We start from the raw sequence: 23,811 nt of genomic DNA, 5'->3' as shown, positions 1-23,811 counted from the left end.
CATGAGTAATTTGGCTGATAAACGGAATCGCTTTGAGCTTTTGATGCAGCAAGCGGAGATTCCAGCCGATATCGTGCGATCATTTTTTACAGAAGGCTATATCGATCAAGTAGAAATAAGTCGGAAGAATCGCGACTGGACTTTTTATTTGGTGAAAAATGAATTGGTGCCTCAGAACATTTACCGCTCTTTTTGTAAAATGATTCAAGAGAAATTCGCGCAAATCGCGAAGATTCGTTTTATTTGGAAATTTGAAGGGGCGGAGCCGGCAGCTTTGGTGGATGAATATTGGAGCCTCTTTATGGAGTGGCTGCAGCGTGAAGTACCTTCCATCAATGGCTGGATGGCCAAAGCAAGGTTTGAAGTACAAGGTCAATCTCTTTCCCTCATCATGCTTGATGCGATCGGACTAGAGCTTGCTAAGAAAAAGAATATGGATACGTTTATTCGGGACTTCTTTCATAATTTTTTCCAAACGGAATTATCCGTTAAATATGCGATTAGCGATTCAGCTGATATTGAAACAGAGTATGAAAAGTTTGCCAAGCAGCGGGAGCAGAGCGAGAAGACGATTACGCAAGAAATCATGATGTCGATCGATATGGAGGAAGAAGAATCCTCTTTACCGGATGATCTGAAGCTTGTCATGGGGTACGATATCAAGGAAGTGCCGACGCCGCTGAAGGATATTCAAGAAGAAGAGAAGAAAATTACGGTTCAAGGAACTGTATTTGGCTTGGAAGTCAAGGAATTAAGAAACGGGAATACGCTGTTTACATTTAACTTGACCGATTTTACGGACTCAATGGCGATGAAAGTTTTTGCAAAAACCAAAGATGACGTGAAGATTATGAGTCTGCTTCAGAATGGGACTTGGATCAGAGCTAGAGGGAAGGTTGAGTATGACCGGTTCATGCAAATTCCTGAACTTGTTATGATTCCAAACGATTTGAACGAAGTGATGGCGCCTAAGGATCGGATGGATGACGCAGCTGAGAAGCGCGTTGAGTTCCATTTGCATACTACAATGAGTACGATGGATGCTTTAACACCTATTGATCAATATGTGAAAATGGCTGCAAAGTGGGGCCATAAAGCTATTGCAGTTACGGATCACAGCAATATTCAATGTTTTCCGGATGCCGGAAAAGCCGCCAAAAAACACGGCATTAAAGTGATTTATGGCGTTGAAGCCAACGTAGTCAATGATTCTGTGCCTATTGTCATGAATGGCCGGGATATTGATTTGAAGCAGGCGACTTATGTTATCTTCGACGTTGAGACGACTGGTTTATCCGTTACGAATAACCGCATTATCGAGCTTGCCGGTGTCAAAATGCAGGATGGCAAAGAAATCGATCGGTTCGCAACGTTCATCAATCCGCATGAGAAAATTCCGTATAACATTCAGCAGTTAACGAATATTACCGATGAAATGGTCGTCGATGCGCCTGATATAGAAGACGAACTTCCGAAGTTTGTGGAATTCATTGGCGATTCCGTTCTCGTAGCCCACAATGCGCGTTTCGATATGGGATTTCTTCAAGCCAATCTGAAACGTATGGGTTTGCCCGACGTTACGAACTCAGTGCTGGATACATTGGAGCTTGCCAGATTTCTGTTTCCATCTATGAAAAATCATCGCTTGAACACTTTATCGGATAAATTCAAAGTTAGCTTAGATAACCATCACCGTGCGATCGATGACTCCATTGCGTTAGGATTTGTGCTCTATCATTTAATTAATGAGGCTAATGATCGACAAATTACGAGTCTGGCTAAGCTAAATGATTACGTTGGTAAAGATCTGTCGAATCAGCGTCCTTTCCACTGTTGTGTATATGCGCTTAATGCTGTTGGCAAAAAGAATTTATTTAAACTCATATCCTTATCCCACACAACTTACTTGCAGCGGGGCGCTACGATTCCAAAGAGTGTATTAGTCGAATTAAGAGAAGGGCTGCTCATTACTTCAGGTTGCGAAAAAGGGGAGTTTTTCGAAGCGGTTCTTAATAAAACGATTGAAGAAGCCGAGCAAGTTTCAGAGTTTTATGACATTCTGGAAATTCAGCCAGTTAGCTATAACATGCACCTAGTAGAAAAGGGGCTCGTGGGCAGTGTTGAAGATCTCGAGAATGCCGTACGCCGCGTTTGTGAAATCGGTTATAAGACAGGCAAACCGGTCATTGCGACAGGAAACGTTCATTATCTTCATCCAAGAGAGAAAGTATGCCGGGACATCACAATAAACGGGATTACCGGGTTTAGTCCTCTTAAAGCTATGAAAAAGCCTGACGCTCATCTCCGCACTACAAAAGAAATGTTGGAAGAATTCAAATTTCTAGGTGAAGAGAAAGCGATTGAGGTTGTTATTCGCAGCACTAATGAACTGGCTGATCGGTTCGAATCGATTGAGCTCTTTCCCGATAAGCTGTTCACGCCAATTATTGAAGGCGCAGACGAAGAAATTCGAAATACCTGTTACTCTACTGCGAAAAGTATCTACGGCGAAGAGCTACCAGAGGTTATCGTTGCCCGGTTGGAAAAAGAACTTGTTCCAATCATTAAATTCGGTTTCTCTGCGAACTACTTGATCTCCGAGCGTCTGGTTAAAAAGTCCAATCAAGATGGTTATCTCGTAGGTTCAAGGGGATCTGTCGGATCTTCTGTTGTAGCGATGATGCTTGGGATTTCCGAGGTTAATCCACTTCCTCCGCATTATATTTGTTATTCTTGTCAGCATAGTGAGTGGTTCATGGACGGAAGTGTCCCAAGCGGATTCGATCTTCCGAATAAAATATGTCCGTCATGCGGCTCTGACCTGAAAGGTGACGGTCATGACATTCCTTTCGAAACATTCCTTGGCTTTAAAGGGGACAAGGTCCCAGATATTGATTTGAACTTCTCTGGGGAGTATCAACCTGTAGCCCATAACTACACGAAGGAAATTTTCGGTGAGAAATGCGTTTTCCGTGCGGGTACCATTGGTACAGTCGCAGAGAAGACGGCCTTCGGCTTCGTCAAGAAATATGAAGAAGAGCAAGGCCAGAAATGGCGAGGGGCAGAGTTGAATCGTTTGGCCGCAGGCTGCACAGGAGTTAAGCGAAGTACGGGTCAGCATCCAGGGGGAATCGTCGTCGTACCTGATTACATGGAAGTTGATGACATTACACCGGTCCAATATCCGGCAGATGATAAAAACTCAGATTGGAAAACAACTCATTTTGATTATCATGCCTTTGATGCCAACTTGCTCAAGCTCGATATTCTCGGGCACGACGATCCGACGATGATGCGGATGCTGCAGGATTTGACTGAAATCGATCCAACGAGCATTCCCATGAATGATCCTAAAGCAATGAGCATTTTCAACTCTACGGAAGCGCTTGGGGTAACACCTGATCAGATCCGTTCTCCAGTTGCTACGTACGGCGTTCCGGAGATGGGGACGAAATTCGTTCGACAAATGCTTCAGGAAACGCAGCCGAGCTCTTTCGCCGACTTATTGCAAATTTCCGGACTCTCTCACGGAACTGGTGTTTGGTTAGGGAACGCACAGGAACTGATTAAGAAAGGCATATGCAATATTAAAACCGTTATCGGCTGTCGGGATGATATTATGCTATTCTTAATTTATAAAGCAGGAATGGATGCGGGTCTCGCGTTTAAAATTACTGAGAGTGTACGTAAAGGTAAAGGTCTCACGGATGAATGGAAAGAAGAGATGAAACGCTGTAACGTGCCTGCCTGGTATATTGAATCTTGTGAACGGATTGAATATATGTTTCCAAAAGCGCATGCTGCTGCTTATGTTATCTCTGCTGTTCGTACAGCCTACTTCAAGGTATATCACCCAATTGCCTACTATGCGACATACTTTAGTGTTCGTGCGGCCGATTTTGATCTTGAACTGCTATGTCAAGGTTATGACGCCATCCTGAAACGATTGATAGAAATTGAAGAAAAGGGCTTCCAAGCGCTGCCAAAAGAGAAAGCGATGGTTTCCATTCTGGAGATGTCGCTGGAAATGACGTCACGCGGCTTCAGCTTCAAGCCGATTGACATCTATCGTTCGCATGCAACTCGCTTTACGATCGATGGGAATTCGCTGATACCTCCATTTGCCGCCATGTCAGGCATTGGAGAGAACGCAGCTAAGAATATTGCGGCTGCCAAGGACGAAGGCGACTTCCTCTCCATCGAGGATTTCCAGAATCGTTCGAAAGCTTCCAAAACAGTAATCGAGCTGCTTAACTCAATGGGTTGTTTCCGCGGTTTGCCGGAATCGAATCAGTTGTCACTCTTCTAGATTTCATTGCATATCATAGAAAAAATAGTAGCTGTCAAGTGAAAAACATTAACAAGTTTGCTATTGTAATGCAAAGATTGGTTATGGTATAATTTTTATTGGCAATAATGAGGATATCATCTTGTGATTAAAGAGTGGGGAAACCCACTCTTTACATTTTGATATAGGACTTTTCGGTTTAAGACTAGGGAAAGTCAATTTAGGAGGTACATTTATCTGTGGTTACACAAGCACACATCAAATCCGTCATTGAGGACATGCTGAAGGATTTCATTGAACAAAATGGATTTGAACTCGTGGATATTGAATATGTCAAAGAGGGCAGCAATTGGTTCCTTCGTGTCTACGCTGACAAAGAAGGCGGAATTGATATAGATGATTGCGGCCGTATCAGTGAATACTTAAGTGTTCAATTGGATGAGAAAGATCCGATCGCTGATGCATATTTCTTGGAAGTTTCTTCTCCGGGCGCAGAACGTCCACTGAAGAAAACACAAGATTATTACAAGGCTGTGAACAGTCACGTATTTGTTACGACCTATGAGCAGATCGAGGGCTCCAAGGAGTTTGAAGGATTACTGGTATCCTTTGACGAACAAGATCTCGTCATTGAAATTGGCAAGAAGAAAGTTACTATTCCGTTCACGAAGGTAGCAAGCGCTCGTCTGGCTATCGTATTTTAGTGACCGTTACTTATTGAAAGGGGGGACTCAGTTCAAATGAACACGGATTTCATCGAAGCGCTGTCGGAAATTGAACGTGAGAAGGGTATCTCTAAAGAGTTACTTATCGATGCAATTGAAGCAGCGATGATTTCAAGCTATAAACGTAATTTCAACACCGCACAAAATGTGCGCGTAGATATCAATCGTCATACTGGCCTCATCAAGGTGTTTGCCCGCAAAACCGTAACTGAGGAAGTACTTGATCCAAGATTGGAAATTTCTGTTCACGCATCACGTGAAATTAATCCGAATTACCAACTGGACGATATTGTTGAAATTGAAGTGACTCCTCGTGATTTTGGGCGAATTGCTGCGCAAACAGCGAAACAGGTAGTAACACAGCGTATTCGTGAAGCTGAGCGAGGCTTAATTTACAATGCTTTTATTGACAAAGAAGAGGATATTGTGACGGGCATTCTTCAGCGTCAAGATCAGCGTAATATTTATGTCGATTTGGGTAAAGTGGAGGCCGTGCTGCCTTTGACTGAACTCATGCCAACGGATAAATTCAAACAAGGCGATCGGATTAAGGCGTATATCACCAAAGTGGAGAATACGACCAAGGGACCGCAAATTATTTTATCCAGAACGCATCCAGGACTGCTTAAGCGTCTATTTGAGCTGGAAGTACCGGAAATTTTTGACGGTGTCGTTGAAATTCGTTCGGTAGCTCGTGAAGCGGGTTTCCGTTCCAAAATCGCTGTTCACTCACGCAACCCTGAAGTGGATCCTGTAGGTTCCTGCGTTGGGCCAAAAGGCTTACGCGTTCAGACGATTGTAACGGAGCTGCGCGGCGAGAAAATTGACATCGTACGCTGGATGGAGAGCGTGGAAGAGTATGTAGCGAATGCGCTAAGCCCTTCTAAAGTTCTTGAAGTGCAAATTCATGAAAATGAAAAAATGGCACGCGTCATTGTTCCGGATTATCAGCTTTCTTTGGCTATCGGTATCAAAGGGCAAAATGCCCGCCTCGCAGCCAAGCTGACAGGTTGGAAAATTGACATTAAGAGTGAAACGCAAGCTGAACAAGAATTTGGCCGAGTAAAAACTTATACGGAAGAAATGCATCAGGATTCAGTCAGTATCGATTAAGTTTTTGTTTGGAAGCAAGGGGTGATCGGAATGAAGCAGAGAAAAGTCCCTCTGAGAAAATGCGTGGCCTGCCAGGAAATGATGCCGAAGAGGGAATTGATCCGCGTCGTCAAAACGCCTGAAGATGACATTCTCATTGATCTTAAAGGGAAAAAATCCGGGCGCGGTGCCTACTTATGCGGTAAAGTTTCTTGTTTTAAATTGGCAAAAAAAAGCAAAGCCTTGGATCGAGCACTTAAGCATGCCGTAAGCGCTGATATTTATGACCAACTGGAACAAGATTTCATTCGGGTTGAAGATGAATTTCTAACCTCGAAAGAGGAGGAATCGGAGGATGAATCCTAAATTTTTGAACCAGTTGGGATTGGCGATGCGGGCAGGGAAGCTTGTTACCGGTGACGAAGGCGTTTTTAAAGCGATTCGTGCGGGAGAGGCTAAACTTGTCATTATGGCGGAGGATGCTTCGGCTAATACACGTAAGAAATTTCAGGACAAATGCCAATTTTATGGGGTGACTCTCATGGAAATCGGATCGAAGTATGAATTGGGCCGCAGCATTGGTAAAGAGATGCGTGTCACCATAGGTGTATTGGACGGAGGCTTCGCGCAGATGCTGCAGAAAAGTCAAGAAAATCCTGCGGAGGTGGAACATATTGACCAATAAACAACAAGATAATAAAGATAAGACGCGCGTATACGAATACGCAAAACAGCTCAATATGAGCAGTAAAGAGATAATTACAATTCTTAAACGATTAAATATCCCAGTTAACAATCATATGAGTGTAATGGAAAATGACGCGGTTAGTTCCGTCGAAAAATTTTTCCGTGATATAAAAGCTAATGCGGCTGCCAAACGAGCAGCTACGGACGGAGGAAATGTGAGTTCATCAACGACGAATCAGAATCCTGCAACGCAGGCTCCAGCACAAGAGAATAAAGGTGCAGCAACACAAGCTTCTAAGCCTGTTGCTTCTTCAGAACAATCAGCCAACAGTACAAACAGTACACCTAGTGGTGCAGTGACACCACAACAAACACCATCTACGCCTAGTAACACAAGTACGAGTCGTCCTTCCCAGCCACAACGTGATGGACGCCCAAGTGGGCAAGGTTCCAGTCAAGGCGGACAACGTCCAAACAGTCAGGGTCAGCGCACGGGGTACCAAGGCCAAGGTGGCGGTCGCCCTAGCGGTCAAGGTTCCAGCCAAGGCGGCGGACAACGTTCCGGTTATCAAGGGTCAAACCAAGGCGGACAACGTCCGAGCGGTCAAGGTTATCAAGGCCAAGGTTCTTCACAAGGCGGGCAACGCTCGGGCTCAGGTGACAGACCTCCGTTCCGTTCCAACGATGGACGTCCCGGCGGCTCTTCAGGCGGCTATAACAGCCAACGTCCGAGCGGTCAAGGCTCCTACCAGGGTCAGGGTCAAGGTCAAGGCGGAGCTCCGCGCAGCAACAGCAACTATGCGGGATCCCGTCCTAATCAAGGTGCTTCAGCAGGTGGTGGGCAAAGCGCGAATAGCGGCCGCCCGCAAGGATCAAGTCCGAACCGTAGCACAGGACCAAATCGTCAAAACAAGCCGTTTGACAACCGTAACAATAATCAAAGCGGAAGACCTGTTATTCAAGAAGCTAAGCCGCAGTTCCACGTTGGTGCAACAGCAGCTGAATTGGATGATGCAGCAGCAAAGGCTGGCGTGATTACAACCAAGAAATCCAAGCCAACGCCTAAACGTTTCGATGATAACCGCTCTGGCGGAAACCGCGGGCCAGCTGGTAACAACCGTGGCAATCAACGTGGTAACAACCGAGGCAGATATCAGCAGGAAACGGTTAAGAAAGAGAAAATTGACAATACACCTAAGAAAATCATCGTTCGGGGCAGTATGACGGTTGGTGAAACAGCCAAATTACTCCACAAAGATGCTTCTGAAGTGATCAAGAAATTATTATTCTTGGGAACAATGGCAACGATCAACCAAGAACTTGATTTGGATGCAATTCAATTGATTGCTACTGAATTCGGTGTTGAAGTTGAGATTAAGATTAAAGTTGAAGAAGATAATTTCGAAACGATTGAAGAAGTGGATGATGAGGCAGATCTGCTTGAACGCCCACCTGTTGTGACGATTATGGGTCACGTTGACCATGGTAAAACAACACTTCTTGACGCCATTCGTAAAACAAGCGTTACCGAAGGGGAAGCTGGCGGAATCACACAGCACATCGGGGCGTATCAAGTCGAAGTTAACCATAAAAAAATCACGTTCTTGGATACGCCAGGTCACGAAGCATTTACAACGATGCGTGCCCGCGGTGCACAAGTTACGGATATTACGATTATTGTCGTTGCTGCTGATGACGGTGTAATGCCACAAACCGTAGAAGCGATTAACCATGCTAAAGCTGCTGGCGTTCCTATCATCGTAGCTGTGAACAAGATTGATAAAGAAGGCGCAAATCCTGACCAAATCAAGCAGGCACTTACCGCTTATGAATTGGTTCCGGAGGAGTGGGGCGGCGATACGATTTTCTGTGAAATTTCCGCAAAACAGCGTATTGGACTTGAAAATCTCCTAGAGATGATCTTGCTCGTGGCGGAAGTTCAAGAGTACAAAGCTAACCCGAACAAACGTGCAAGAGGAACTGTCATTGAAGCAGAGTTGGATAAAGGAAGAGGCCCTGTGGCTCGCGTCCTAATTCAACACGGTACGCTTAAAGTAGGAGACAGCTTCGTTGCAGGCGTTCACTTTGGCCGTATCCGCGCGATGGTAAATGATAAGGGCAAACGCTTGAAAGAAGCAGGTCCTTCAACACCGGTCGAAATTACAGGATTGACCGATGTTCCGCAAGCTGGAGATCCATTCTTAGTGTATGAGGATGAGCGTAAAGCGAGAGACATCGCAGATCGTCGTTCCATTGCGTTGCGTCAATCGGAGATGACGGCTAATTCACGCGTAACGCTTGATGACCTCTTTAAACATATCAAAGAAGGCGAAATCAAGGATCTGAATGTCATCATCAAAGGGGACGTTCAAGGATCTGTTGAAGCTCTGAAAAGCTCGCTCGAGAAGATTGAAGTGGAAGGCGTTCGTGTCAAAATCTTGCATAATGGTGTAGGGGCCATTACGGAGTCGGATATTATTCTTGCTTCGGCGTCCAACGCGATTATTATCGGTTTCAACGTTCGTCCAGAGCCTGCTGCTAAAGCTACAGCAGATCAAGAGAAAGTTGATATTCGTCTGCATAACATTATTTACAACGTCATTGAAGAAATTGAGCAAGCGATGAAAGGCATGCTGGATCCTATCTTCAAAGAAGTTGTTCTGGGTCAAGCTGAAGTACGTAATGTGTTCAAAATTACGGGTTCAGGAACAATTGCCGGTTGTATGGTTATTTCGGGCAAGATTGCGCGTAACGCACAAACTCGTTTGATCCGCAGCGGTATTGTTGTCCATGAAGGTAAAATTGACTCCTTGAAACGATTTAAAGATGACCAAAAAGAAGTGGCACAAGGTTATGAATGTGGTATATCTCTGGAGCGTTATCATGATATTAAAGAGGGCGACATTATTGAAGCCTTCATCATGGAGTCCGTTGAGAGGTGATAACTAATGGCTAGAGTGCGTGTAGGTCGCGTTAGCGAGCAAATTAAGAAAGAATTAAGCCAGATCGTTCAATCTGAATTGAAAGATCCGCGTATTGGTTTCTTAACGGTTACGGGTGTTGAAGTAACGAATGATCTTTCCTTAGCGCGTGTGTTTCTTAGCGTGATGGGTACCGACGAGCAGAAGGAAGCCACTTTGAAGGCTCTCTCTGCAGGTTCAGGATATATTCGTTCCGAGTTGGGCAAACGTATCCGATTGCGTAAAATTCCGGAGCTGCAGTTTAAATTCGATGCGTCTATCGATTATGGCAGTCATATCGAAAACTTGCTCCATAAGCTTAACCAGGAAGGAAATCCAAGCATATGAGCAGTAGAATGATCCATGCCACCGAATATAGCCAGCAGCTGGAAGCAGCCGCTAAGTTTATCGAGCAGCATGATGATTTCTTGGTGGTATCTCACATCCAACCGGATGGGGATGCCGCCAGCTCTACATACGCTATGGGTTGGCTTCTGACCCGACTTGGGAAGACTTATACCATGATCAATGAAGGCGCGATGCCTTCTAAGTTTTCCTATTTATGGGGAAGCGATCGGGTGCTTGATTTAAGCAAAGTTATGCCAAGCAGGCTGTACCAGACCATAATAAGTGTTGATTGTGCTGATTTCTCCAGAATAGGTAGGGTCAGCACTCTTTTTGATGGACAAGCCCAGCTGCTCAATGTTGATCATCATCCGACAAATGATAAATTCGGTTTGTATCATTTGATCAAGCATGATGCGGCTGCGACTGTTCAGATTTTGTATGATTTAGCCATACATATGAATATCAAGCTAGACCTGTCGTTTGGTGACTGTATATACACAGGCTTGCTTACAGACACTGGCGGTTTTCGCTATTCGAATACATCTCCGGAAGTTATGCAGATCGGAGCGAATTTGCTTGCACTAGGAGTACAAGGTTCCGTTATTGCTGAGCAAGTTTTAGAAAGAGTTACGTATTCGCAAATTGTTCTCCTTCAAAAGGCGCTGTCGACACTCTCATTTGCCAATGAACGTAAACTTGCGTGGCTCGCGGTATCGCTAGCTGATTTAGAGTCTACAGGTGCTTCTAGTGAGGATCTGGATGGACTCGTCAACTATCCGCGCAATGTAGAAGGCGTTGAGGTGGGAATGTTATTTAAAGAGAAAGCGCCCGGTGTAATTAAAGTAAGTCTTCGCTCTTCAGGACTTGTCGACGTTGCAGCGATTGCGCAATCCCTTGGAGGTGGCGGTCATGTGCGTGCATCCGGCTGTACCATCCAAGGAACACTTGAAGAAGCAGTAGCAACAATGGTTCAGGAAGTAGGGAGCAAGCTGATATGACGCTAGAAGGCATTTTGCCTGTTTGGAAACCGGAAGGCTTCACTTCTCATGATGTGGTAGCCAAAGTCAGAGGGATACTTGGAATTAAACGTATTGGCCATACGGGTACATTAGATCCACAGGTGACAGGAGTTCTGCCCCTTTGCATCGGTAGAGCTACTCGAATGGTTGAATATATTCAGGAACTGCCTAAGGAGTATGAAGCTAAGCTTACAATCGGTCTTTCAACAGATACGGAGGACATGACTGGTAACGTATTGGAGGAAGTTTCGGAGGTTCAATTGGATGAAGCAATAGTCCGCGAAGTATTGTCTCGTTTTGTGGGCGAAATTGAACAGATTCCCCCAATGTTTTCCGCTGTTAAAGTCGATGGGAAGCGTCTCTACGAACTAGCCCGAGAGGGAAAAGAAGTTGAGCGTAAATCCCGAAAAGTGACCATTCATCAGCTAGAGATTCTTCATATGGACTTACAGCAGAAGCATCCGGAAATTCATTTTCGTGCTTCTTGCTCAAAGGGGACCTATATTAGAACCTTATGTGTTGATATTGGTAAAGCTTTAGGATATCCCGCGGTTATGAAAAGTTTGATACGGACTTCAACTGGCAGTATCCGGCAAGAACAGTGTTTAACCTTTGATCAAATTAAAGAATTGAAGGCGCTTGGCGCGCTGCAAGACCGTATGATTCCAATGGATCAGGCGATTTCCCATATTCCTTACGTTGATCTTACCGAGCAAGAAGCGGTAAATGCTCAACAAGGAAAACGGATTCCGCTGTCTGCGGGTCGAATAGCCGGTGTGACGGGTTCGCAAACCTTGCTCCGTGCTTATTCACCGGATCAACGGTTTCTTGGTCTATTTGAATGGAAAAGCGCTAGCCAAATCCTGATCCCATCAAAAGTATTTCTTTAACTCATTACATTCAGGGACAGGTTGAAATGGATAGGTGAACGAACTTATATGCAAATAATACCAATTTCATATCCCATTGATTTTGATTCTGCGCAAGTTTTTGTAGGCGAGCAGGTAGTGGCCATTGGTGATTTTGATGGTGTACATTTGGGACACCAGGAGGTCATCGGACGAGCTTTGCTTACGGCTAAGAAGCTTGGGCTCCCGACGGCGATCATGACCTTTCACCCTCATCCTAGAGCTGTAATGGGACAGGATAAATACATGGATCTCTTGACGCCAATGAAAGAAAAGATGGAAATATTTGCCTCTTTGGGTGTCAGTCATACCTATATTGTTACCTTTGATGCTTCGCTCATGCGACTTTCCCCGGAACTATTCGTGGATCAAGTATTGGATCAGCTTGGCGTAAACAGCGTAATATGCGGTTTTGATTTTACATTCGGTTATCAAGGTAAAGGAAATCCGGATTCTCTTTGTGAACTGAGTCATGGGAAATTTTCTGTAGAAGTGGTGAGACCCTTTCAAATGGACGGCGAAAAAGTAAGCTCCACACTCATTCGTGAATCATTGCAACAAGGGAATATTGACACAGTTACAAGACTTCTCGGTCGTCCCTATAGCATCAGCGGCATCGTAGTGGATGGCGAAAAGCGGGGAAGATTGTTAGGGTTCCCAACAGCTAATCTTCAATTAGATGAGACCTATGTCATCCCAACAAATGGTGTTTATGCGATTAAAGCCTCGGTCAAAGGGGAAACGTATAAAGGTGTGATGAATATTGGCGTTAAGCCGACGTTCGCTACCGGGGAGTTGAAACCTTCGTTTGAAGCACATCTATTTGATTTCTCCGAGCAAATCTATGGCGAGCATATGAAAGTAGAAATCATTGCTTTTCTGCGCCCTGAGCGAAAGTTCTCGTCCATCGATGAACTAATCGCACAAATTAAGGTGGATGCAGAAACGGCAAAAAATAAATTAGGATAGCGCAGATCGAAACAAGCATTTACTTCTGCTGCGCGATTATGGTATACTAATTAACGTTGCCCAAAGGACAATACTTTTGGCATGAACCTAAGCTTGGATAGACGCTATCATCGGCGATTTCTAGGCTTACGGGGATACAATAGAATTTAGGAGATGAACATTCATGGCATTAACTCAAGAGCGTAAAACACAACTGATTCAAACTCACAAGGTACATGATACCGATACGGGTTCACCTGAGGTACAAGTAGCAATCCTTACAGAAAACATTGTTAACCTTACGAACCACCTGCGTACGCACAAGAAAGATCACCACTCCCGTCGTGGTTTGCTTAAAATGGTTGGACAACGCCGTAAGCTGCTAGCATACGTGAAGAACAAAGATGTGAGCCGTTACAGTGCTTTGATCGAGAAGCTTGGTTTGCGTCGATAAAACCGACAATGAGAAGCAACCTGTTGCTCCTTTGCTGGGCTTGATAAAGCTTGCGCAGAGAGTGGCAACGAGGTTGCTTTTTCTTGTATTTTTAAAACGGAAAAAGAAGGAAATACTAGACACTACGCAGAATTAGAGGATGACTCCAGCACAAGGCATTTTTTGAATACATACGGAGTCTGCTTGTTGAGGTCAATGACCTTCCTTTTGTGTATGCGTATCATGTCACATAATGAATAAGAAAATTCCTTAGGAGGATTTTATGGAGAAAAGGGTACAAATGGAACTTGGCGGCAAACCGTTCATTCTTGAAACGGGTAGGCTGGCCAAACAAGCCAATGCTGCAGTAACCGTCCGTTACGGCGACACTGTTGTGCTAAGTACAGTTACAGCATCCAGCGGACCGAAAGATTTGGATTTCTTTCCGTTAACGGTCAATTATGAAGAAAGACTATATTCAGTAGGTAAAATTCCAGGCGGATTTATTAAGCGTGAAGGCCGTCCGAGTGAAAAGGCGATTCTTGCGAGCCGTTTGACGGATCGTCCGATTCGTCCGCTTTTCCCGGAAGGATTCCGTAACGATGTACAAATTGTTTCCATGGTCATGAGTGTGGATCAGGAGTGCCCGCCAGAAATTGCAGCAATGATCGGGACTTCCGCGGCTCTTGCAATTTCTGATGTCCCTTTTAACGGCCCGGTTGGCGGAGTTATTGTTGGACGTGTAGATGGTCAATTTGTTATCAACCCAACGGGTGAAACAGCAGAAAAAAGTGATCTTCACTTAACTGTTGCTGGAACGAAAGACGCAATCATGATGGTTGAAGCAGGCGCCAATGAAGTTTCTGAGGACGTTGTGCTGGAAGCCATTATGTACGGACATGATGAAATTCGTAAAATCGTTGCTGTTATTGAAGAACTGGTTGAAATCGCAGGCAAACCGAAGATGGAAGTTAAACTCCATGCGGTTGACGCTGATGTAAGTAAGGCAGTTCGTGATTTCGCACAAGCAAGATTAGTCGATGCGATCAAAATTTCCGAGAAACACGCGAGACAAGAAGCAATTGATGTTGTGAATGCAGAGGCTGTTGAGCATTTTACAGCTTTGTATGCTGAAACACCAGTATTGTTAGGCGATGTAAAAGAAACACTTTATGATATCGTTAAAGAAGAAGTCCGCCGTTTGATTACGCATGATAAAGTAAGACCGGATGGACGTAAGTTAGAAGAAATCCGCGCAATTGACTGCGATATTGATTTGCTGCCGCGCACTCACGGTTCTGGCTTGTTCACACGTGGTCAGACTCAAGCGTTGAGCGTTTGTACATTAGGCGCACTTGGTGATGTTCAAATCTTGGATGGCTTGGATCTTACAGAAACAAAACGTTTCATGCATCACTATAATTTCCCGCCGTTCTCCGTAGGTGAAGCAAGACCGCTTCGTCCGCCGGGTCGCCGTGAAATCGGACATGGTGCGCTAGGAGAGAGAGCTCTAGAGCCGATTATTCCTAATGAAACTGATTTCCCATATACCATTCGTCTAGTTTCAGAAGTTTTGGAATCCAACGGTTCCACTTCCCAAGCGAGTATTTGTGCAAGCACATTAGCGCTTATGGATGCCGGCGTTCCAATCAAAGCGCCTGTTGCGGGTATTGCGATGGGATTGATTAAAGACGGAGACCACTTCTCCATTTTGTCCGATATTCAAGGGATGGAAGATCATCTTGGCGATATGGACTTCAAAGTAGCGGGGACTGCAGAAGGTATTACAGCGCTTCAAATGGATATCAAAATCGATGGAATCGATCGCAGCATTTTGCAGCAATCCTTGCAGCAAGCCAAAGAAGGCCGTTTGCACATCTTAAGCAAAATGGTTTCGCGTATTGCTGAGCCTAATAAAACGCTGTCCGAATACGCGCCAAAAATCTTGACGATGAACATAAACCCTGATAAAATCCGTGATGTAATCGGAGCAGGCGGTAAAATCATCAACAAAATTATTGAAGAAACCGGCGTGAAAATTGATATCGAACAAGATGGCCGTGTTTTCATTGCTTCCTCTAATCAAGCGATGAACGAAAAAGCGCGTTCTATTATTGAAGGTATTGTACGTGAAGTTGTTGTCGGTGAAACGTATCTCGGCACAGTAAAACGCGTTGAGAAATTCGGAGCTTTCGTTGAGATTTTGCCAGGTAAAGAAGGACTGGTTCACATTTCTCAAATCTCCACTGAACGTGTAGCTAAAGTCGAAGATGTCGTGAATGTTGGTGATCAAATCACGGTTAAAGTAACCGAGATTGACCAACAAGGCAGAGTAAATCTTTCGCGTAAAGCAACTTTAACTTCGCAAGTCCCGGCTCAAACTTAGGGCCGAGTGACTTGTGAAGTCCCTTTTTCATATAAGTAAGTCATGGATAAAGAGTCAGATCAATCTGTCTCTTTTTTGCTTTCCTGAAAAACGGACATGCCTCGTTCTACTCTTGTCCCTTCCTGCATACACTCAGGACATGAGGATAAGGGGGACTTGTCTATGCACTACAAGAAGTGGCTTCTTCTAGGGAGTTTTTTTGCTATGGTTTTACTTGCCTTAGATACTATTCCTAACGTAGGAGCTTATATCCAAACCGTAAAAAACGGTCAAAGCCCCTTTGTATTAGGGACGGATTGGGAGGATGAGGAAGCAGTTCCAGTTTTCGCATCAGAACCCGTAAGTTCTAACCAACAAAATCAAATCAAAAACAATAGTTTATTAGATACCATTACCGAAGAAGCAGAAAAACGAAAAATTGCTCCGATCAATGCGAAATTAGATCCTGTTTGGAAAGCGATCCCGGGATATAACGGACTTGAAGTCGACATTGCGGAAACGCTTAAGCTTGCTGAACACAGGCTGACTCCCGGTAAAATTAATTATGTCATGAAGGAAGTGCCGCCTAGCATTCAGTTAGATGATCTTGGTCCAAACCCGATCTATAAAGGCAATCCTAAGAAGCCGATGGTATCTTTTATGATAAACGTGGCATGGGGAAATGAATATTTACCGAGTATTTTAGAGACGCTTCGCAAAGAGAACGTACATGCTACTTTCTTTCTAGATGGGTCCTGGTTGAACAAAAACGTTGAAATGGCTAAAAGAATTCAGAGCGAGGGACATGAATTATCGAATCATGCTTATTCGCATAAAGATATGAGGAATGTTAGCCGCAGTAAAGCAGTCGAGGAGATATCCAAAACTGAAGAGCTGCTGAAGAAGCAGTTGGGTGTAAACAATACGCTGTTTGCGCCGCCATCGGGTTATTTTAAGCAAGAAACTGTTCAAGTAGCTGCCGAGTTCAAATTAAAGACAGTGCTTTGGACTTTTGATACAATTGATTGGAAAAATCCGGGTGCTGATCGAATTTTGCAGCGGTTATCAGCAAATGTGGAGCCAGGTTCGCTCATTCTGATGCATCCTACGCCTTCATCGAGAGATGCTTTGCCTGGGATGATCCGGATGATCAAGAATAAAGGGTTAACGATGGGTACGGTGACCGAGATGCTTTCGTCGAAACGGGTTGCAGAGGCGGGCCAAATCGTCAACTAACGGGTGTTATGCCATAAAGTTGAGTCGCTCGCACATTTTTGTTAGACTGAGGAAGTATAATTTGGAAATGGGACTTTACGGGCTTCATTTTGAGGAGGAAACTTAGTGATCAAATATCGCTTACATAATGGCTTGAGAGTGGTTATGGAACAAATCCCTACTTTTCGATCGGTTACGTTTGGGATTTGGGTGAAGACTGGCTCACGTAATGAGTCTCAAGAACAAAACGGCATCTCGCACTTTATTGAACACATGTTGTTCAAGGGAACGGAGCGCCATTCAGCCAAAGATATTGCAGAGATATTTGACGGGATTGGCGGAAATGTCAATGCATTTACCTCCAAAGAGTATACCTGTTACTACGCTAAAGTGCTCGATGAGCATTTGCCGCTCGCTATGGATGTACTCTCTGATATGTTTTTCAACTCATCCTTTGATGAAGGGGAGCTGGAGAAAGAAAAGGGAGTTATCTATGAAGAAATCTCAATGTACGAGGATACACCTGACGACTTGGTGCATGATTTATTGGCGAAAGCCTCTTATGGAACTCATCCGCTAGGCTATACGATTCTTGGTACAGAAGATAATTTATCCAAGATGAAATCCGACGATCTTCGTAACTATATGAAGAAGCATTATAATACGGAGAATACAGTGCTTAGCATTGCCGGCAATATTGATGATAGCGTTCGTGAAATGATCGAGAAGCATTTTGGCGGATTTGCTCAAGCGGGAGTGGAAACGAGCTACGATGCACCGGATTTCCTTGGAGAACTTATTTTCCATGCCAAAAAAACCGAGCAAAATCACATTTGCCTCTCACTGCCGGGTCTGTCGCTTCAAGAGGAAAATCTTTATCCAATGGTGCTGCTAAACAACGCGATAGGCGGAGGTATGAGTTCCCGATTATTTCAGGAAATTCGCGAGAAGCGCGGCCTTGCATACTCTGTATATTCGTATCACTCTTCACACATTGATAGCGGCATGTTTACTATTTATACAGGTACAGCCCCTAAGCAAACAGAGGAAGTTCTGAAAGTTACGATGGAGCTGCTGAGTGATATTGCGGTGAAAGGTATGCTGGAGACCGAGCTGAAGAAGGGGAAAGAACAGCTGAAAGGGAGCCTGATTCTAAGCCTTGAGAGCACGAGCAGCCGTATGAACCGTTTTGGGAAAAATGAACTGATGACCGGTAAGCATTACAGTTTGGACGAAATGCTCGAACGCATAGACAGCGTTCAAATGGAACATATTCAAGCACTAACCAAATCCTTATTCTCGAAGCCATTCGCTCTATCTATGGTAGGAAATTCAGATGACGTTATTAGCAGCTTCAGGAGGGATCAGCTTGTCTCTCTTTAAGTTTGATGTCCAAATAAAACGTGTCTCTGGGCAGGAGGACATTCTCTTGCCTCAGAAAATGTCAGCTGCCGCGAGCGGCTTTGATCTTCATGCTGCCGTTAGCGAACCTGTCGTTCTTGCTCCCGGAGAGCGTCAGCTTATCCCGACTGGTTTTGCCCTGAGCATGCCGCCTGAGTTGGAAGCGCAAATCCGGCCGCGAAGCGGGTTAGCGTATAAGTATGGCATTACCACGCTGAATTCGCCTGGAACGATTGATGCCGATTACCGAGGAGAAGTAAAAGTATTGTTGATTAACCATGGGCAGGAAGCATTCACGATTCAGCGAAATGAGCGCATTGCGCAGATGGTTTTTCAACTTGTACCGCAAATTGAATTACAGGAAGTAGAAGAACTCACGGAAACTGAGCGGGGGACCGGCGGTTTCGGCCATACAGGACGATAAGAAGAAGGAAGAACCTCTGAAAAGGGGTTCTTTTTTGTTTCTAAAAGGAGAGGCACCCATCCTTAGGCGAACGCATACTATAACTTATCGAAACGGACCGAGAAAGGGGTGTAAGCAAAGAATGCTTACTGGGATTTCGGTTGCTTTCATGGGTGGAGATGCCCGGCAGCTTGAAGTAATTCAGAAATTTACCGAGCTTGATGCGACGGTGACATTAATCGGCTTTGACAATCTCGGCAGGCAGTTTAGCGGTGTTTCTAACGCTAAGCTAGATTCCGTGCTGCTTCAAACCGTTGATGTCCTTATTTTGCCGGCTGTAGGTACGGATGATTCGGGACAAGTGGAATCTATCTTTTCAAGTGAAGAGTTGAGGCTGACGGACGTTCATATTTCTTCGCTCCCGAAGCATGCCAAAGTGTACACAGGAATGGCCAAAAGCTACTTGAAAAAACTTTGTGCTGCACACGGGATAGAGGTTGTGGAGTTATTCGATCGGGACGATGTCGCGATATACAATTCTATTCCAACCGCTGAAGGCGCTCTGATGATGGCGATACAGAACACTGATATTACGATCCATGGTTCTGTATGTATGGTTTTAGGTTTTGGGCGTACGGGTTTTACTATGGCCAAAACACTGCAAGGATTAGGGGCTACCGTAAAGGTAGGGGTAAGAAAACCTGAGCATTTCGCAAGGGCGTGGGAGATGGGTTTTCAGCCTTTTTACACGAAGGACCTGTACCCGGAAGTGGGGAATATTGACTTGCTTTTTAACACAATTCCGACTATGATAGTCACAGCGCAAGTTATTACCAATATCCCACATCGCGCGCTCATCATCGATTTGGCTTCTAAACCCGGCGGAACGGATTTCCGATTTGCCGAAAGAAGAGGCATTAAAGCGATGCTGGCGCCCGGTTTACCTGGCATCGTCGCCCCCAAAACAGCTGGCCGCATCATGGCGAACACATTAAGTCAGCTGATCGAGGAAGACTTTAGAGACAGGAGCGATGTGGAATGAATTGGCAAGGGAAAACGGTCGGTTACGCATTAACCGGTTCTCATTGTACGCTTGAAGAGGTAATGCCTCAGATTAAGAGATTTGTAGATGCAGGTGCCCGTGTCATACCGATTGTATCTAATACGATCATGACAACAGACACACGATTCGGCAAATCGGCTGATTGGCAGCAACAACTTAAAGACATAACAGGTAACAACATTATTTCGACAATTGTAGATGCAGAACCGCTGGGTCCATCCAAGCTGCTTGATGTGATGGTAATTGCACCTTGTACGGGGAATACGACTAGCAAGCTAGCAAATGCAATGACAGAAAGTCCTGTACTCATGGCGGCAAAAGCGCAAATGAGGAACTTACGTCCGTTGGTTTTGGCGATATCTACCAATGATGGACTGGGTCTAAATGCAATGAATATCGCTAAGCTTCTGATTACTAAGAACATTTATTTTGTACCTTTTGGCCAAGATGCACCTGGAGCTAAGCCAAATTCGTTGGTAGCTCGCATGGACTTGATAATGGAAGCTTGTGAATCTGCTCTGGAAGGTAAACAGTTGCAGCCCATGATTATTGAGAGATTTCAATACTAATTCATATATAAGTCTTGAAGGGGAGAGACCAGCTCATGTCCAACCAGAAGCTTTTTAACGTCGCAGTCGTCGGTGCTACAGGCGCAGTAGGTGAACAAATTATCCGTCTCTTAGAAGAACGGAATTTCCCCATCAAGGAATTGAAATTACTTTCTTCCGCTCGTTCTGCGGGTGCAAAGATTGCTTTCAAAGGTCAAGAAATAACGGTTCAAGAAGCAGGACCTGATAGCTTTGAAGGTATTGATATTGCTTTGTTTAGCGCTGGTGGCGATGTGTCTAAAGCGTTAGCTCCGCATGCAGTTAAAGCTGGTACGATTTGTATAGATAACACAAGTGCATACCGCATGGATGCAGATACGCCGTTGGTTGTTCCAGAAGTGAACGTTGACAAAATTAACGAACACAAAGGAATTATTGCCAATCCGAACTGCTCCACGATCCAAATGGTTGCAGCCTTGAAGCCTTTATACGATCGATATGGCATTTCCCGTATCATCGTATCTACGTATCAAGCCGTTTCTGGAGCGGGCGCCAAAGCAATTAATGAAATGTTGAGACAATCGAAAGATGTTCTTGCAGGAAATGATGCGAATCCGGATATTTTGCCTGTTGGCTCTTTACCCGTGAAACACCAAATTGCATTTAATGCCATACCGCAAATCGACAAGTTTCTCGACAATGGTTTTACAAACGAAGAAATGAAAATGATTCTTGAAACTAAAAAGATTATGGATGACGAGTCCATCGAAGTGACAGCAACTTGCGTACGTATTCCAGTTGTTTATGGGCATTCGGAGTCAGTCTATGTGGAATTGAAGGAAGATTTCGATGTAGAAGAAGTGAAAACTCTGCTTGCTAATGCTCCAGGGATCGTGCTCGTTGACAATCCTGCTGAGCAACAATATCCATTGGCTACAGACGCGGCAGGTAAGCTTGAAACATTCGTTGGGCGCGTTCGCCGCGATTTGAGCAATCCAAAAGCGCTGAATATGTGGATTGTTTCTGACAACCTGCTCAAAGGTGCTGCTTGGAATGCTGTGCAAATTGCTGAATATATTGCAATAGAACAATAATCAGCATACTGCGATCAAGTTGCAGTTAATATGGGGGAAACTCATGCGAATCCTTGTACAAAAATTCGGAGGTACCTCGCTTTCCACCGCACAGGCTAGAGAACACGTTATTGGACATATTCAAGATGCACTAATCGATGATTACAAATTGGTCGTTGTCGTTTCTGCGATGGGACGTAAAGGGGAACCCTATGCGACTGACACGCTCCTTGACCTCGTTCGTAAGAATGGGGAGGGGCTGCCGGCGCGGGAACTCGATATGCTTTTGGGCTGCGGAGAGTTAATTTCTGCGGTGCATTTGTGCAGCATATTGCAATCAAGAGGCATACGCTCTACAGTGTTAACGGGTGGGCAAGCTGGCATACTTACGAATGACGTTCATGGTAACGCTAAGATCGTTGCCATGCAGCCCAACCGTATCTTAGAATTATTAGAACAAGATATGGTCGTTATTGTTACCGGATTTCAAGGTAAAACAAGCGATGATGAGCTGACGACACTTGGACGCGGAGGCAGCGATACTTCGGCAACTGCGTTAGGAGCAGCCTTAAAGGCAGAGATAGTCGATATTTTTACCGATGTGAATGGGATAATGACAGCGGATCCAAGAATTGTGGAGGACGCTAAACCGCTTGTTCGCGTAAGCTTTGCCGAAATTTGCAATATGGCGCATAATGGAGCAAAAGTTATTCATCCGCGTGCAGTTGAAGTCGCGATGCACGCCAATATTCCGATTCGTGTACGTTCAACGTTCACGAAGGAAATCGGGACTTTGGTAACGGCATCAGACAGTATTCCGCATGATATGAATCAGGTGAAAGACAGATTTGTTACAGGTATTGCTCATTTTACGAATATTACGCAAATTCATGTAGCTGCTGTTGAAGGGCAGTTTGATTTGCAGCTTCGTGTTTTCAAGACGATGGCGCAGAATCAGATCAGTGTTGATTTCATCAGTGTGAATCCATCGGCAGTTGTTTATACCGTATTCGATCACGAGGCAGAGCGCGCAGTTAAACTCCTAAGAAGTCAAGGCTATGAGCCTCAAGCTTTGAGTGGTTGTGCGAAAGTTTCCGTGATTGGGGGAGGAATGAACGGTGTGCCGGGAATTATGGCGCAAATTGTAGAAGCTTTAACTGTAGAAGACATACGGATCCTGCAATCCGCCGATTCGAATACGACGATTTGGGTGCTTGTTCATGGTGAAGATATGATTAAATCGGTTAAAGCGTTACATCATAAATTTAATTTAAATAAATGAATATGAGATTTAGGAGGTGCAAACGGTGGATTTTGGAAGAGTAATCACAGCCATGGTCACTCCGTTTGACGAGCAATTACAAGTCAACTGGGACCAAGTAGAACCGCTAATCAACTATTTGATCGAAGAGCAGCAGTCCGATAGCCTCGTAATTTGTGGGACCACTGGTGAGGCACCTACATTAACAGACGAGGAAAAGCTGAAGCTTATCGAACTATCCGTTCGTTATGCACGAGGTCGTTGCAAAATCATTGCAGGTACTGGAAGCAATGATACTGCACACACCATTCATTTTTCTCAAAAAGTTGAGAAACTCGGAGTAGACGCTTTGCTCATCGTTTCTCCTTACTATAACCGCCCATCGCAAGAGGGGTTGTACCAGCATTTTAAAGCTGTTGCTGAATCCGTTAAGGTAGCTATCATGCTTTACAATGTACCAGGACGTACAGGTGTCAATCTGGATGCAGAGACAACGATTCGTCTTTCCCACATTTCGAATATCGTGGCAACCAAGGATTGTGCGAACACGGATCAACTGACCCGTATTCTTAATGATGCAGCCCCTGGATTCCTTGTATATAGCGGGGATGACAGCAGTGCGCTTCCAGCTCTTGCTGTTGGTTGTTATGGAATTATTAGCGTTGCGAGTCATGTGATTGGAAAAGAAATGCAATCTATGGTAAAGTATTATTTAGAAGGTAACATTCAGCAAGCGGCAGAACTTCATCGCAAGCTGCACCCTGTATTTACTGGCATTTTCCGTGTACCGAGCCCTGCACCCATTAAGCATGCTCTTGCACTGAAAGGCATTCAAACAGGGGGCGTAAGGCTTCCGTTGGTTCGCGTATCCGAGCAAGAAGGACAATTCATCCAATCACTTTTTGTATGATAACGCCTAATGAATCGGTGCTCCGGCATCGGTTTTCTTTTTTTGGGGAAGCTATTGTAATCGGTATTAACTTGTATTTGTTGTTTTTTTTCATGTATAATGGTTGCAAGTGACTAGTTCGGTTTTTCATTTAAAATTCGTCGTCCAATCTTAGAAGGAGGTAT

Annotated in this window: 20 protein-coding genes; all 20 read left to right on the top strand. The window is 44.7% G+C overall.

Annotation, left to right across the window (positions count from 1 at the left end):
* Position 1: 1 nt before the first annotated feature.
* The 20 genes from J2Z65_RS01290 (at position 2) to dapA (ending at position 23,647) form a co-directional block, all read left to right on the top strand.
* On the top strand, positions 2 to 4,309 hold the full coding sequence (locus J2Z65_RS01290) for a PolC-type DNA polymerase III (protein WP_209855661.1): 4,308 nt from the start codon (positions 2 to 4) through the stop codon (positions 4,307 to 4,309).
* A gap of 218 nt (positions 4,310 to 4,527) precedes the next feature.
* Positions 4,528 to 4,992 (top strand): ribosome maturation factor RimP, encoded by a 465-nt coding sequence (gene rimP / locus J2Z65_RS01285; protein ID WP_338111645.1) that lies wholly within the window; start codon positions 4,528 to 4,530, stop codon positions 4,990 to 4,992.
* A gap of 36 nt (positions 4,993 to 5,028) precedes the next feature.
* Complete coding sequence (nusA, locus tag J2Z65_RS01280) at positions 5,029 to 6,126, top strand: transcription termination factor NusA (protein WP_167056260.1); 1,098 nt, start codon at positions 5,029 to 5,031, stop codon at positions 6,124 to 6,126.
* A gap of 30 nt (positions 6,127 to 6,156) precedes the next feature.
* Positions 6,157 to 6,471 (top strand): RNase P modulator RnpM, encoded by a 315-nt coding sequence (gene rnpM, locus J2Z65_RS01275; RefSeq protein ID WP_167056262.1) that lies wholly within the window; start codon positions 6,157 to 6,159, stop codon positions 6,469 to 6,471.
* The gene (locus J2Z65_RS01270; protein WP_167056265.1) at positions 6,461 to 6,790 is read left to right on the top strand and encodes a L7Ae/L30e/S12e/Gadd45 family ribosomal protein; all 330 of its coding nucleotides are present in this window, start codon (positions 6,461 to 6,463) and stop codon (positions 6,788 to 6,790) included. The genes rnpM and J2Z65_RS01270 overlap by 11 nt, the downstream gene beginning before the upstream one ends.
* Positions 6,780 to 9,734 carry a translation initiation factor IF-2 gene (infB, locus tag J2Z65_RS01265; protein ID WP_209855658.1) on the top strand — a complete coding sequence of 985 codons (2,955 nt, stop codon included), beginning with the start codon at positions 6,780 to 6,782 and terminating at the stop codon, positions 9,732 to 9,734. The genes J2Z65_RS01270 and infB overlap by 11 nt, the downstream gene beginning before the upstream one ends.
* Positions 9,735 to 9,740: 6 nt before the next feature.
* Positions 9,741 to 10,100, top strand: coding sequence for a 30S ribosome-binding factor RbfA (gene rbfA, locus J2Z65_RS01260; RefSeq protein ID WP_167056268.1), 360 nt, complete (start codon positions 9,741 to 9,743; stop codon positions 10,098 to 10,100).
* On the top strand, positions 10,097 to 11,098 hold the full coding sequence (locus J2Z65_RS01255) for a DHH family phosphoesterase (RefSeq protein ID WP_240159626.1): 1,002 nt from the start codon (positions 10,097 to 10,099) through the stop codon (positions 11,096 to 11,098). The genes rbfA and J2Z65_RS01255 overlap by 4 nt, the downstream gene beginning before the upstream one ends.
* Positions 11,095 to 12,009: a tRNA pseudouridine(55) synthase TruB gene (gene truB, locus J2Z65_RS01250; protein ID WP_167056271.1), complete on the top strand. Its 915-nt coding sequence runs from the start codon at positions 11,095 to 11,097 to the stop codon at positions 12,007 to 12,009. The genes J2Z65_RS01255 and truB overlap by 4 nt, the downstream gene beginning before the upstream one ends.
* 48 nt (positions 12,010 to 12,057) lie before the next feature.
* Positions 12,058 to 12,996 carry a bifunctional riboflavin kinase/FAD synthetase gene (locus J2Z65_RS01245; RefSeq protein ID WP_167056274.1) on the top strand — a complete coding sequence of 313 codons (939 nt, stop codon included), beginning with the start codon at positions 12,058 to 12,060 and terminating at the stop codon, positions 12,994 to 12,996.
* A 163-nt stretch (positions 12,997 to 13,159) separates the two neighbouring features.
* Positions 13,160 to 13,429 carry a 30S ribosomal protein S15 gene (gene rpsO, locus J2Z65_RS01240; protein WP_029195252.1) on the top strand — a complete coding sequence of 90 codons (270 nt, stop codon included), beginning with the start codon at positions 13,160 to 13,162 and terminating at the stop codon, positions 13,427 to 13,429.
* 262 nt (positions 13,430 to 13,691) lie between these two features.
* Positions 13,692 to 15,794: a polyribonucleotide nucleotidyltransferase gene (locus J2Z65_RS01235; protein WP_167056277.1), complete on the top strand. Its 2,103-nt coding sequence runs from the start codon at positions 13,692 to 13,694 to the stop codon at positions 15,792 to 15,794.
* A gap of 162 nt (positions 15,795 to 15,956) precedes the next feature.
* Complete coding sequence (locus J2Z65_RS01230) at positions 15,957 to 17,009, top strand: polysaccharide deacetylase family protein (RefSeq protein ID WP_240159627.1); 1,053 nt, start codon at positions 15,957 to 15,959, stop codon at positions 17,007 to 17,009.
* A gap of 105 nt (positions 17,010 to 17,114) precedes the next feature.
* Positions 17,115 to 18,371: an insulinase family protein gene (locus tag J2Z65_RS01225; RefSeq protein ID WP_167056280.1), complete on the top strand. Its 1,257-nt coding sequence runs from the start codon at positions 17,115 to 17,117 to the stop codon at positions 18,369 to 18,371.
* Positions 18,358 to 18,813: a dUTP diphosphatase gene (gene dut, locus J2Z65_RS01220; RefSeq protein ID WP_275691023.1), complete on the top strand. Its 456-nt coding sequence runs from the start codon at positions 18,358 to 18,360 to the stop codon at positions 18,811 to 18,813. Before J2Z65_RS01225 ends, dut begins: the two co-directional genes overlap by 14 nt.
* Before the next feature lie 121 nt (positions 18,814 to 18,934).
* Positions 18,935 to 19,834 (top strand): dipicolinate synthase subunit DpsA, encoded by a 900-nt coding sequence (gene dpsA / locus J2Z65_RS01215; RefSeq protein WP_167056288.1) that lies wholly within the window; start codon positions 18,935 to 18,937, stop codon positions 19,832 to 19,834.
* Positions 19,831 to 20,424, top strand: coding sequence for a dipicolinate synthase subunit B (locus tag J2Z65_RS01210; protein ID WP_167056290.1), 594 nt, complete (start codon positions 19,831 to 19,833; stop codon positions 20,422 to 20,424). Before dpsA ends, J2Z65_RS01210 begins: the two co-directional genes overlap by 4 nt.
* Before the next feature lie 35 nt (positions 20,425 to 20,459).
* On the top strand, positions 20,460 to 21,497 hold the full coding sequence (locus J2Z65_RS01205) for an aspartate-semialdehyde dehydrogenase (RefSeq protein WP_167056292.1): 1,038 nt from the start codon (positions 20,460 to 20,462) through the stop codon (positions 21,495 to 21,497).
* A gap of 43 nt (positions 21,498 to 21,540) precedes the next feature.
* Entirely contained in the window at positions 21,541 to 22,758 is a 1,218-nt protein-coding gene (dapG, locus tag J2Z65_RS01200) for an aspartate kinase (protein ID WP_167056295.1), read from the top strand.
* A 25-nt stretch (positions 22,759 to 22,783) separates the two neighbouring features.
* Positions 22,784 to 23,647 (top strand): 4-hydroxy-tetrahydrodipicolinate synthase, encoded by an 864-nt coding sequence (gene dapA, locus J2Z65_RS01195; RefSeq protein WP_167056297.1) that lies wholly within the window; start codon positions 22,784 to 22,786, stop codon positions 23,645 to 23,647.
* Positions 23,648 to 23,811 lie beyond the last annotated feature (164 nt).

Source organism: Paenibacillus aceris (genome assembly GCF_017874035.1).
Taxonomy (GTDB): domain Bacteria; phylum Bacillota; class Bacilli; order Paenibacillales; family NBRC-103111; genus Paenibacillus_E; species Paenibacillus_E aceris.
This window is presented reverse-complemented; position numbering and strand designations above follow the sequence as displayed.